The organism is Runella sp. R0.1_18 (assembly GCF_057652155.1).
Window position 1 is genome coordinate 41,812 of the sequence record NZ_JBYFCK010000010.1, and the last position, 12,298, is coordinate 54,109.

Here is a 12,298-nt window from a genome sequence, read left to right on the forward strand (position 1 = left end):
AGCTATTTTTATTGATATTTTCCATGAGAAAAGTCATACATCTGATTGAGAAAAGTCACCGAGAGGCTTTTATGGAAAATAAACCGACGCTTTGGCCACCTAGCAGACAAAAAATCGTTGTAGTTTTACGTTAACTCACAATCGATAACCTCTTCTTTATAACCATGTTTCGACCCTTTCTTTTCTTTTTCTGCGCAAGTTGGCTGTCATTTAATGCGGTAGCCCAAAACACAACCAATGGCATGAGCAACGTGGCTCGGGATATGATGAATACCGAAGGACTGAAGGTGCCACTCAACGCCAACGTAGGGCTTTTTGGCATCAAAGGGCCGCGCGGGGAAGTGGTCGGCAATCCGTACCTTGATTCTACTTGGAAAGAAGGAAGTATTAAGTTATTTCAAAAAATTGGGCCTCCTGGCCGCGAAGGCGATAGCATTGCCAACGTGCCGATTCGTCTCGATTTGTACGCCAACGAAGTGGAAATCAAAACGCCTGCCAACGAAATTCGGGCGGTGAGTGGGAGCATGGTGCGCTTTTTTACGATTGAAGGTGCCGAACGCCGCGTGTTTATGAATGCCAGACAATTTCGGGCGGAAGAACCCGTGCAAGGATTTATGGAGCTGATTGCCGCAGGGCGAATTTCGTTGGTGGAATATACCAAACTAAACATCATTAAGCCCTCCTTCAACGAAGCACTTGGCACGGGAAGTCGGGATACCAAAATTTCAAAAAGCCCGCAATATTTCGCCGTTCGAGGCAACACGTTGTTTCAGATTGGGACATCTAAAAAGAAACTATTGGAAGCCTTGGGCGACCGCGCCGACGACGTTGAAAAGTTCATCAAAACCAACGACCTAAGCATGAAATCGCGGGCAGATATGGCCAAAATTTTTGCCTATTACAACAACCTGTAACGCCCAATGACGGGGTAGTGGTCGGAATAAGGAATGTCTCTTCGGGTCTGGAAGTCGATGACTTCCAGCTTTTTTTTGTCAAAAAATTGGTTGTCGATTCGGATAAAGCGCGGTGTATTGCGGTATGAAAACCCAAATCCGTGCCCAGCTTCTTCAAAGGCATTGGAAAGGAGGTGGCGTACTTCTCCATATACATAGCCGTAAGGAATTTCATTGAAATCGCCACACACCAGCACAGGATAGGGACTTTTTTGGATCCATTCTAGTAACACATCAGCCTCTTCGGAGTGGTGGATAAACCCCATTTTGAGGCGTTGGGTTACTTTTTTAGCCTCTTTTTTGCCCTGTTTGTAGTCTTTTTCGAGGTACGCTTCTTTCAATCCACCAAAGCGAACAATCATCGAACGCAAGTGCAGGTTAATGACCCGAATGGTGTCTTTACGAATCACAATGTCGGCAAAAAGCAAGCCATTTTGGTCGTGAAATTCAACTTCCCCACGCTCGATAATGGGGTATTTTGAAACAATCGCCAGGCCCATGCAGTGTTGCTCGCGGGGAGCTATGTCGGGGTGCAATACGGTATAATAAGGGTAGCCTGCTTTTTTGAGTTGTTTTAGCGTATTCAGGTGGGGGCGGGTGTCGGAGTTGTAAAACTCCTGATAACATTGAATGTCGGTATCCAGTCCTTTGACCCACTCAAGCATGGCTTGGTTGTTTTCGGGGTGGATGTTTTGAATAAAATTGTAGGCGTCAAACGACATAACGTTGTACGACAAAACACTCAATTCCTGTTTTTCAGGTGCAGGAGGTGCGCCCCAAGAAAATTGAAAAGTACGACTCCAAAAGGGAAAACTCAGCAACAAAGCGATTCCAGAAAGGGCTATTTTTGAAGATTTACGTAGTAAAAAGTAGCAAAAGATGAGGAAGTGAAGCAGAACCACCACGGGCAAACTCATCATTAAAAAGCCCGCGACCCAATGCCCCGTGAACGTAAAAAAAGCAAGCCCATATACCAATAGCGTATAAATAAAGAATACCTGGTGAAGTCGCCAAAAGAAAGAAGTTGTGGATTTCATTGCGTAGTTTTAGGGCTGTTTTTCGCTTTTGAGTACAAAGTAAACACTTCCTATGAGAAAAATTATTGCATTTGGGGCACTAATGCTGTTAATAAACGCCTGTAATTTCAATTCAAAGTCAGAAGAGGAACGACTTGCGCAGAGTTATTGTGGTGGTTGTCACGTGATGCCTTCTCCTAGTTTGTTGGACAAAAAAACGTGGGAAAAGGGTGTTTTACCCCAAATGGCGCTTCGGTTGGGGGTAGAACCTGCCCCAACAATGAGCGTATATGGAGAGTTGTCAACCGACGAAATTATTGCATTTACGCAAGCGAATATTTATCCAGAAACCCCCATTCTTTCCAAAGAAGAGTGGGAGAAAATCGTGAAATATTACCTTACCAATGCGCCCGATAAACTTCCCGATTCGTCGAAAAATTACCCCATTTCAAGTGATTTAACCTTGTTTGCTCCCAAAGCAGATGTTCCTGACGTCGAAAAACTACCGATGGTGTCGATGCTAAAGTTTGATGATAAAACCCAAAAGTTATACGTCGGTACGCGTACGGGAAAGATTCATATTTTGGATGCGCAATTTAAGCAAACCGACTCCATAAGTGTGGGTTCGGCGCCATCGGATGTGCATTTTAACGGCGATGGAAGCCTCAATGCGTTGGCGATGGGTATCATGGATCCTAACGACAAGATGACGGGAACAATGGTTCAGTATAAAAAGGCGGCTGATGGGAAAAAATGGGACTCAAAAACCTTAATTTCTAAACTTCGTCGCCCAGTGAGCCAGTACGTTACGGACGTGGATGGGGATGGCCTCAAAGATATGATGGTGTGTGAGTTTGGGTTTCATTTGGGGCAATTTTCGTGGTACAAACAGCAGCCTAATCAAACCTATCAAGCCTTTCAATTGGATGCACTGGCAGGAGCGAGGGTGGTTCAACCTTACGATTTTAACCGCGACGGTAAGCTCGATTATTTTGTGTTGTTGGCGCAAGGTGATGAACAAATGGCGGTCTATTACAACCGTGGCGGTGGACGTTTTGAAAAACAAATACTGCATCGTTTCCCGCCCGTGTATGGCTCTAGTTACGCCGAATTGGCCGATTTTAACGGAGACGGAAACATTGATATTCTTTATGCCAACGGCGACAATGCCGATTATTCCATGATTTTGAAACCCTACCACGGGATTCGTATTTTCTTAAACGACGGGCATTTACACTTCAAAGAAGCCTACTTTTTTGGCTTAAACGGTGCCGCAAAGGCCCTTGCTGATGATTTCGACAAAGACGGGGACGTGGACATCGCCGCGATTTCGTATTTCCCCGCCAAACCCCAAGAAGGATTTGTGTTTTTGGAAAATCAAGGTAACCTGAAATTTAAAGCCAAAACTTTTGCCCAACCCCGCCAAGACAAGTGGATGCTGATGGAGAAAGCCGATTACGACCGCGACGGCGACACCGACCTCTTGCTCGGCTACCTCGAACGCCCCCCTTATCATAACCCTATCAATCAGTCGTTAAGGGGGCTTTGGGTGTTAGAGAATAAAAAACAATAATGACATTTATCAGTACTTATTTAGCATAAAAGTGGTGAAAATGTGACGGTTATCCTGTGCTTTGTTAGGGATTGGTTTGTACATTTGGGAGGCTTAATTATTCCTCTTTTTTGACCAAAATGTCATCAACCATTCACTTTCTTTTATGAGCACTTCATTCAACCTTCTCCAGTACGGTATCAAAAACAAAGAGACGATTCGAAATGCGTCGCCCGCTCAGTTGTACCAAATGGCCATTTTGTACGAAAAAGTGGCAGCTATTTCGGATAAAGGCGCTTTGATGCTCGATTCGGGCGAAAAAACAGGTCGAAGCCCTAAAGACAAACGCATCATCGAACGTCCCGAAAGTGTCAATGATATTTGGTGGGGAAATGTGAACATCAAAATGGATGAGCATACTTTCAACATCAATATTCAGCGGGCCATCGACTATTTTAATACCCGCACGCGGATGTACGTCGTGGACGGGTTTGCGGGTTGGGATCCTACCTACCGCATCAAAGTACGGGTGATTTGTACGCGCCCTTATCATGCCTTGTTTATGAATAACATGCTGATTCGGCCAACGCAAGAGGAACTAGCGACGTTTGGCGAACCTGACTACGTGATTTACAACGCGGGAGAGTTTCCAGCCAATCCCTATACTACCCACATGAATTCGCGGACGAGCATCGATTTGTGTTTTGAACGCAAGCAGTTTGTGATTTTGGGAACAGAGTACGCGGGCGAGATGAAGAAAGGTGTGTTCACGATTATGAACTATATCATGCCCAAAATCGGCGTGCTATCAATGCACTGCTCGGCCAACGAAGGCGCTGACGGTGATGTTTCTTTGTTTTTTGGCCTGAGTGGAACGGGAAAAACAACCCTTTCTGCTGACCCACACCGTCAATTGATTGGCGACGATGAGCACTGCTGGTCGGCCGATGGGGTGTTCAACATCGAGGGGGGATGCTACGCCAAAGCTGTCAATTTAAGTGCTGAAAAAGAACCCGAAATTTTCCAAGCGATCAAGTTTGGTACCGTGTTAGAAAACGTCGTTTATGACCCTATAACGCACGAAGTTGACTACGACGACACTTCTATTACGGAAAACACCCGCGCTTCGTACCCCATTGAGTTTATTCCAAACGCCAAAATACCGTGCGTGGGTGGCCATCCCAAAAACATCATTTTCTTGACCTGCGATGCTTACGGAGTGCTTCCGCCTGTTTCTAAACTGACCCCTGCGCAGGCCATGTACCATTTTATTAGTGGCTATACGGCCAAAGTAGCGGGCACTGAAATGGGCGTAACCGAACCGACGGCGACGTTTTCGGCTTGTTTTGGGGCAGCGTTTATGGTGTGGCACCCAAGCAAATACGCGGAATTATTGGCCCAAAAAATCCAAGAAAATAATACCCACGTTTGGTTAGTAAACACAGGCTGGACGGGTGGTGCCTACGGTGTGGGTTCACGGATAAAATTGCGCTATACCCGTGCCATTTTGGATGCGATTCACAACGGTGAATTGGCCAATGCAGCTACTGTCGTCGATGCTATTTTTGGCCTTGAAATTCCAACGTCGTGCGCTGCTGTTCCGAGTGAATTATTGATTCCCCAAAATACGTGGACAAGCCAAGAGGACTATGTTGCAACGGCGAAAAAATTGGCATCACTTTTTAACAAAAACTTTGAAACCTATAAAGACGGTTGTTCAGAAGAAATCATCCACGCAGGGCCATTGGGGAATGTCGAGGGGAGAATGCAGAGTGTCGAATAGAATTAAGTGCGTGCTGTGGGGAGGGATGCTCACATCCCGACGAGTTTACTATGGGTAGCCCGCGTCACAAACCCCTGAATTAGAGACTTACAGTCGGGAACGTTTGCGTAAATTTTATGGGATTTTAGGTAGGATTTTTGTGTATTTAGAAAGTAAATAGGAAAAAAGGTTGTCTTCTTTAATGACATACTAAAACAAAGTTTCCGCTCATGCAACGCAGAGAATTTATACAAAAGTCAATTCTAGCCAGTGCCGCAACGGCCATGTCGGCAAGTAGTTATGCCAAAATCATTGGTGCCAATGACCGCGTACGAGTTGGGGTAGTTGGTTTTTCAGACCGTCACCGTTCGTCACACGTCGGGCCATTCAAAGAGCTTTCAAAGCAAATGAACTTTGAAATGACGGCTATTTCCGACATCTGGAATCGCCGCCGCGACGAAGGAAAAGCCTATTTGGACAAACAATTGGGGGGCAACGTCAAGGCGTTTCGTAACAACGAAGAAATGTATGACGCCAAAATGGTGGATGCCGTTTTTATGAGTACGGCCGATTTCCAACACGCCATTCATACCATTGAGGCCGTGCAAGCAGGCTGCGACGTGTATGCCGAAAAACCGCTTTCGGAAACCATGGAAGACAACCGTGCCGTGTTGAAAGCCGTAAAAGCATCGGGCAAAATTGTACAGATTGGTTCGCAGCGTCGTAGTGGAGAAAACTACTGGGCAGCGGCTGATTTTATCAAGTCAGGTAAGTTTGGCCCCATTGTGATGGTAGAGTTGATGTGGAACGTCAATCAGCCTGGTCGCTGGCGCCGTCCTGAATTGACCAAAGATTTGAAAGAGTCGGATGTGGACTGGATGCGTTATCAGCTCAATCGTCCTAAAACCGCTTTTGACCCACGTAAATACTTGGAATACCGTTTGTTCTGGCCGTATTCATCGGGGATTCCAGGCCAGTGGATGAGCCACCAAATTGATACTGTACACTGGTTCAGCGGCTTGCCACACCCACGTTCGGCCGTAGCCAACGGCGGGATTTATCAGTGGAAAGACGGCCGTACCAACCCAGATACGTTGACGGTGGTGTTTGATTACGGCCCATTGGATGATCCTAAAACGGGCTTCCAAGTCCAGTTCACCAGCCGTTTCTCTAATGCTGCGGGCGAAACGAAGGAATTGTACTACTCAAACGGTGGTATGATTAACCTTGACACCAACGAAATCAGTCCAACGGGTGGTTTGCGTGAGCGCGAAGCGAAAGCGATGGGTTTACAAGCCAACTTGTTGCCAACCATGAAGTTGGAAGGAGCAAAAGTAGAAACCAGTGCCAATACAGGCAATGACCCGCTTACGTTTAACCACATCAAAAACTGGATGGAATGTGTGCGTAGCCGTAAACAGCCAAATGCACCAATTGAGGCAGGATATCAGCACTCAATCGCGACCATTATGGCCAATGCAGCCTACCGCACAGGTCAGCGAGTGACGTTTGATGCGAAGTCGCAAGAAGTATTGGCTGGTGGAAAGCCGTTCAAATACTAATTATTTTTTACACTCTCCTTGGGTATAATTGAGAATGCCATACGCTTGGGCAAAGCAAGCATTGCTGTAAGTCTTACCATTGCAACCACAAACGGGCGCATAGCTAAGATAGCAATTAAAGGAGTCAACGGGTTTTTCCACGCATTCGGGTGGTAGTTCTTTTTCGCAACCAGTCATTACCAGTAAAAAAGTGAATGTAAATAGTAAACGCATAGTCGTATGGTTTTCTGTCAAGACTCCTTTTGGGGAAAAATGGTTGGAATAAGTATTTCTATCACGAATGAAATTGAATAGTAATTTAATCAAAAAAGTCGCTGATTATCAGCGACTTTTTTGATTGTAATGGGTTTCTGATTTTTATTCTGCAACAATAAGACGAATGCCGTCGAGTTCTTGAATGACGACCGATTTGCCTTTGTGAATGCGCTCGTGCGATTTCGAGAGGGCAATCCATTCGGTACCTCGGTAAAAAACCTTCCCTTCGCCGTCGGCAGGGATGTCGATGACTACGGTTGCTTTATCGCCTACGTACTCAGAGTACTCAAGTGACTTGTCCGACGATTTTTTGGTGAGCGCTTGAAGCGGTTTTCTAAACGCAAACAGTGACAAAACGGACACGACCGAAAAACAGAACAATTGCGCATTAATCATGGGCAACACGCCTATCCACGTTAACAAAGCAGTTACGAATGCCCCCATACCAATGAACGCAAATACGAACGATACAGAAAGTAGTTCTGCTATGAGCATCACTACTCCGACGATAATCCAGATTTGGGTGGATGAGATTTCCATTTCGGGTAAAAATTAATGGTTAATTAAACTGTTCATCTGATATTGGAATAACAAGCAAAGGTTATTTTTTTTCCTGTTGCTTAACGACACTCATCGCCGTGGCAATCATTGAAGACATATCTCCAAAGTTGGCGGGGAGAATCATCGTATTGGTACTTTTGGCTAAGTTTCCAAACTGTTGTACCATTTGTTCGGCGACTTTCAATTGCACGGCGTCCATTCCGCCTTTTTCTTGAATGGCTGCGGCAATCACCTTGATACTATCGGCTGTTGCATCAGCTACCGACTTAATGGCAGCGGCTTGCCCTTCTGACTCGTTGATTTGGCGCAGTTTCAAGGCTTCTGATTCTAATACCACTTTTTGTTTTTGACCTTCGGCTTGGTTGATAGCAGCCATTTTTTCTCCATCCGATTGTAAAATCAACGCACGGCGCTCGCGCTCGGCTTGCATTTGTTTTTCCATTGCGTGAAGAACGCTCTGGGGAGGGGTAATATTTTTGATTTCGTAACGGAGCATTTTTACACCCCAACCAATCGCGGCCTCGTCAATGGCTTGTACCACGGCGTGATTAACAGTCGTACGTTCTTCAAAGGTTTTGTCCAAATCAATTTTACCAATCTCCGAACGCATGGTCGTTTGGGCCAATTGGGTAACGGCAAATATATAATCGCTAATTCCGTAGGAAGCACGTTGGGCATCTACTACCTGTAAAAACAAAACGCCATCCACGCGAACCTGTACGTTGTCGCGGGTGATACAAATTTGTTCTGGTATATCAATCGCTTTTTCTTTTAGGCTATGTTTATAAGCAATACGGTCAAAAAAGGGTACGACCCAGTTAATACCAGGCTGAAGCACCCCGTAAAACTTGCCCAAGCGCTCAACCACAAAAGCGGTTTGCTGTGGAACCACCTTAACGGTCATCCAAACGAGTAACAAAGCGAGTACAGCAATTATTCCAAACGTAATCATAGTAGTAGTTAAGGTTAAATTGTTGAAACGAAAATAAGCGACATTGGGGGAGGATTCAAGTCTTTCGGGATGAAGGACGAAAAATCAGACAGGAACGGCAAAATAAAAGGTGCTTAGAAATTTCTAAGCACCTTTTATTTTGCCTCTTGCAATTTGCTCCTTGCCTTTTATTTTCAATTACTTTTCCAAATTTCCGTTCACCGTTCGCCAAATTCCTAATGGGTTACCATCTTTGAGCTCAGCGGGGAGAAGGTGTTGTGGAAAATTCTGGTACGCCAATGGACGGACAAAGCGTTTGATAGCGTGCGCACCTACGGAGCCAAAACGGCCGTCGGTGCTGGCGGGGAATGGCCCACCGTGCTGCATTGCCGCACACACTTCAACACCCGTCGGAACGCCATTGAGAAGAACACGGCCGCACAAAAGGCTCACGGCCGCAATCAAGTCGGCGGCGTTGGCAAGGTCGGCATCAGTTCCAATGACGGTGCAAGTAAGCTGCCCTTCCAAATGCTCGATAATGTCGTTCATTTCGGCCGTGTCTTTGCACTTGATAATCAATGAAAATGGCCCAAATACCTCTTGGTGTAGGCTAGTATTTTGTAAAAAGTCGGCTCCATTCACCGAAGCCACTGATGGAATACCGTCTAACTCTTGGTATGTTCCTTCGGTTTCGGCGTCTATTGTCACGGCTTCGTGGCCAATGACTTCACTGCGTTTGCTGCGGAATGCCTTGGCGATTCCCGCGTGTAACATAGGTACAGGAGCGATTTGGCGAATTTCGTTGGCCAGAGTAGTGCTAAACGTATCGAGCCCTTCGCCTTCTACCCCAATAATCAAACCTGGTTTGGTACAAAACTGTCCCATGCCTCCCGTGATAGAACCTGCGTACATTTTAGCGTACTTGGTCGCTTCTTTCTCAAGCGCATCGGGCAAAAGGAACACAGGGTTAGTACTGCCCATTTCGGCAAAAACAGGAATGGGCACAGGACGTTGGTTCGCCAAGTCGAACAGCGCTTTTCCTCCCACGTATGAGCCCGTGAAACCTACTGCTGCCGTTTTTGGGTGTAAAACAAGGGCTTTCCCAACTTCAAAACCTGCTCCTTGCAGGTGTTCAAAAAGCCCTTGGGGCATACCAGTTTTTTCAATCGCCTTACGAACCGCACCCGCAACCATCTCCGAAGTTTCGGGGTGAGCAGGGTGGGCTTTTAGAACGACGGGGCAACCTGCTCCCCAGGCCGCTGCGGGGTCAACACCCGCTGTTGAGTACGCAAAAGGGAAGTTACTCGCTCCAAACACAACTACTGGCCCGATGGGCACGAGCATATTGCGGATGTCGGGTTTGGGCAGTGGCTGGCGGTCAGGAATGGCCGTGTCGATGGTGGCGTCCACCCACGAACCCTCCGCAACCACATCGGCAATGTTCCGAAGTTGGTTACAGGTACGTCCGCGCTCGCCCGTAAGACGAACCGATGGTAGGTGCGTTTCGCGCATGGCTACTTCAATGACAGCCTCTCCGAGGGCTTCTATTTCGTCGGCAACGGCCCGAATAAACGTAGCTTTTTCTTGGCCGCTTTTGTGGCGGTACTCCAAAAAAGCCGCGTAGGCGCGCTGCATCGCTTCGTTAATCTCTGAAATTGTGGCGTCTTGGTACATGGTATTCAAAAAATAATAAATGTTATGGTGGTTTGATTTATGTTTCGATTACTTTGGTTTTTAAACCTGCCCATTGGCCGTTGGCAGTCTGTCCTAGTAAATACAGGTCAATTTCAGTTTGTCCTACTCTAAAAGCTTGGAAATTTTTTAAATGGGTTTCCAAAAGGCTTTTAAGTTGTAAAAATTGTGCTACCGTTTGGCGCTCTTCTTCTTCATACCATTCTTCTATTGTGGTGACGGGAGTCCAAAAACTTTCGGCTGTTATTTTCTCCACAAAGGTATCTAATGGGATGGAAAGATATACCAATAAGTTGTTGATTGTCAATGGAGATGCTTGCTCCTGTGCAATATCAATCCATTCTAAAGGTTCATCCGATTCGCTAGGATACAACAAATTAGGCAATAAATTAGTGACTTCTGTCTGCCATTGCGTCTCAACATCGGAAACAACAGGAGGGATATTCTCAAGATTCTCTTTTTGGATGTTTTCCATTTTAAAATTATCTCTAAATTTGAGCCAAACTTAAAACTTTTTCAAGACAATGTTAGAGCAATTAATGAGTCTTATTCAAGACAATTCTCAGGACGCCATCGTTAATAACCCTGCTATCCCTAATCAGAACAACAATGCTGCCATGCAAACAGTGTTCCAATCGGTCGTGGGAGGCTTGCAAAACGAAGCTCAAGGCGGAAATTTGAGCGGCTTGATGGGCCTTTTGTCAGGTCAAGGCGGACAAGGTGGAAGCCTAATGAACAATCCAATTGTGGCTGGAATTGCTCAAAACGCGATTGGTAGCTTGATGGAGAAATTTGGCTTATCGAACAGCGCAGCAGGAAATATCATCGCACAAGTTCTTCCAGGAGTGCTTAGCTCAATGATTTCAAAAACAAGCAACCCTAACGATAGCAGCATGGACTTTGGTGGTATCATGGGTGCTCTATTGGGTGGACAAGCTCCTCAGCAACAGCAGCAAGGTGGTTTTGATTTTAACCAAATTGGCTATGCCCTTGCCGATGGCAAACTTGATATGAACGACGTGATGCGTATTGGTGGTAGCCTTTTGGGCGGAAACTCAGGCAACGCTGGTGGTGCAGGTGGCCTTGGCGGCTTGTTAGGTGGTCTTTTTGGAAAATAAACCACGAAAGATTCAATGCCACGTTATTGCCTTGCCCTTGATTTAAAGGATGACCCCGCACTAATCGCTGAATACGAAAAGTACCACGAAAAAATTCGCCCAGCCATTCACGAGAGCATTGTTTCCTCGGGGATTACGGACATGGAGATTTATCGGGTCGGGAATCGTCTTTTTATGATAATGGAAACCACCGATGACTTTTCATTTGAAGCAAAAGGTGCTGCCGACGCGGCAAATCCAGCAGTGCAAGAGTGGGAAACATTGATGTGGAACTATCAGCAAGCGTTGCCCATGGCCAAAGAAGGCGAAAAATGGGTGCTGATGAAACATATATTTAAGTTGTAATCAAGACTACTTAAAAAGCCCTCGTTCATCACGAGGGCTTTTTTGTTGGTTTAAAATTGTTTCAAATATTTCTGGGCGTCTTCCATACTTTTGAGCATGTCGTCGCTCACTTGTTCAATTTTGATTTTTTCTTGCGTCAATGCCTTGATGGCTTCTTCGGGAGCGAGTTTTTTGAGCGAATCGCCCTTGTAGCGGTGCATCCAATCCATCATCCCGTCGTCTGCTTTTTTAAGCTGATTGCTAAGTAGAAGCGCATTTTTGAGTAAGGAATGAGAAAGCGAATCTGTAGGAGTGCTTTGGGTAATGCTATCCAACTGCGCAATGCGCTTGCTAATGGCTGATTCGAGCGAAATGAGTTCTCCCATTTTGGGCATCACTGCATCGTGAATCATCATGACTTCTTTCTCAAGTTTTTCGGCTTGGTCTTTTTGTGGATTGCTGCAAGCAGACGTAATGCACCATCCGCACAAAAGTATGTGCTTGATTTTCATTTGGTTTGACTAATGCTACTAGTGTAAAGCTAATTTCCGTTGCTCCTTGGAGGGAGCAAA

Annotated in this window: 13 protein-coding genes; 6 read left to right on the top strand and 7 right to left on the bottom strand. The window is 45.9% G+C overall.

All coding sequences use genetic code 11. The annotated features are described in order from the left end of the window. Positions 1 to 164: 164 nt before the first annotated feature. Positions 165 to 914 (top strand): hypothetical protein, encoded by a 750-nt coding sequence (locus AC23P2_RS17850; RefSeq protein ID WP_487774451.1) that lies wholly within the window; start codon positions 165 to 167, stop codon positions 912 to 914. Here AC23P2_RS17850 and AC23P2_RS17855 read toward each other — a convergent pair. Beyond that, positions 899 to 1,990 carry an endonuclease/exonuclease/phosphatase family protein gene (locus AC23P2_RS17855; protein ID WP_487774452.1) on the bottom strand — a complete coding sequence of 364 codons (1,092 nt, stop codon included), beginning with the start codon at positions 1,988 to 1,990 and terminating at the stop codon, positions 899 to 901. The two genes, AC23P2_RS17850 and AC23P2_RS17855, sit on opposite strands and share 16 nt — an antisense overlap. Positions 1,991 to 2,042: 52 nt before the next feature. Here AC23P2_RS17855 and AC23P2_RS17860 point away from each other — a divergent pair, with 52 nt between their 5' ends. From AC23P2_RS17860 to AC23P2_RS17870, 3 genes are all read left to right on the top strand, one after another. Continuing rightward, on the top strand, positions 2,043 to 3,542 hold the full coding sequence (locus AC23P2_RS17860) for an FG-GAP repeat domain-containing protein (RefSeq protein ID WP_487774453.1): 1,500 nt from the start codon (positions 2,043 to 2,045) through the stop codon (positions 3,540 to 3,542). Between the two features lie 145 nt (positions 3,543 to 3,687). Then, the gene (pckA, locus tag AC23P2_RS17865) at positions 3,688 to 5,304 is read left to right on the top strand and encodes a phosphoenolpyruvate carboxykinase (ATP) (RefSeq protein ID WP_487774454.1); all 1,617 of its coding nucleotides are present in this window, start codon (positions 3,688 to 3,690) and stop codon (positions 5,302 to 5,304) included. Between the two features lie 209 nt (positions 5,305 to 5,513). After that, complete coding sequence (locus tag AC23P2_RS17870) at positions 5,514 to 6,845, top strand: Gfo/Idh/MocA family protein (protein ID WP_487774455.1); 1,332 nt, start codon at positions 5,514 to 5,516, stop codon at positions 6,843 to 6,845. Here the strand turns inward: AC23P2_RS17870 and AC23P2_RS17875 are convergent, their stop codons facing one another. The 5 genes from AC23P2_RS17875 to AC23P2_RS17895 form a co-directional block, all read right to left on the bottom strand. Next, positions 6,846 to 7,058, bottom strand: a complete 213-nt coding sequence (locus AC23P2_RS17875) for a Kazal-type serine protease inhibitor domain-containing protein (RefSeq protein WP_487774456.1) — start codon at positions 7,056 to 7,058, stop codon at positions 6,846 to 6,848. Between the two features lie 144 nt (positions 7,059 to 7,202). Beyond that, positions 7,203 to 7,640, bottom strand: a complete 438-nt coding sequence (locus AC23P2_RS17880; protein ID WP_487774457.1) for an NfeD family protein — start codon at positions 7,638 to 7,640, stop codon at positions 7,203 to 7,205. Positions 7,641 to 7,701: 61 nt separating this feature from the next. Further along, positions 7,702 to 8,613, bottom strand: a complete 912-nt coding sequence (locus AC23P2_RS17885) for an SPFH domain-containing protein (protein WP_487774458.1) — start codon at positions 8,611 to 8,613, stop codon at positions 7,702 to 7,704. Between the two features lie 177 nt (positions 8,614 to 8,790). Further along, entirely contained in the window at positions 8,791 to 10,266 is a 1,476-nt protein-coding gene (locus AC23P2_RS17890; RefSeq protein ID WP_487774459.1) for an aldehyde dehydrogenase (NADP(+)), read from the bottom strand. 37 nt (positions 10,267 to 10,303) lie between these two features. Next, positions 10,304 to 10,759, bottom strand: a complete 456-nt coding sequence (locus AC23P2_RS17895) for a nuclease A inhibitor family protein (RefSeq protein ID WP_487774460.1) — start codon at positions 10,757 to 10,759, stop codon at positions 10,304 to 10,306. Between the two features lie 49 nt (positions 10,760 to 10,808). Between AC23P2_RS17895 and AC23P2_RS17900 the strand changes: the two genes are divergently transcribed. Together AC23P2_RS17900 and AC23P2_RS17905 are read left to right on the top strand one after the other, a co-directional pair. Beyond that, positions 10,809 to 11,402 (top strand): hypothetical protein, encoded by a 594-nt coding sequence (locus tag AC23P2_RS17900; protein WP_487774461.1) that lies wholly within the window; start codon positions 10,809 to 10,811, stop codon positions 11,400 to 11,402. A 15-nt stretch (positions 11,403 to 11,417) separates the two neighbouring features. Continuing rightward, positions 11,418 to 11,747, top strand: coding sequence for an L-rhamnose mutarotase (locus AC23P2_RS17905; protein ID WP_122931361.1), 330 nt, complete (start codon positions 11,418 to 11,420; stop codon positions 11,745 to 11,747). Between the two features lie 50 nt (positions 11,748 to 11,797). Here the strand turns inward: AC23P2_RS17905 and AC23P2_RS17910 are convergent, their stop codons facing one another. After that, positions 11,798 to 12,238 (bottom strand): hypothetical protein, encoded by a 441-nt coding sequence (locus AC23P2_RS17910; protein ID WP_487774462.1) that lies wholly within the window; start codon positions 12,236 to 12,238, stop codon positions 11,798 to 11,800. Between the last annotated feature and the right edge of the window lie 60 nt (positions 12,239 to 12,298).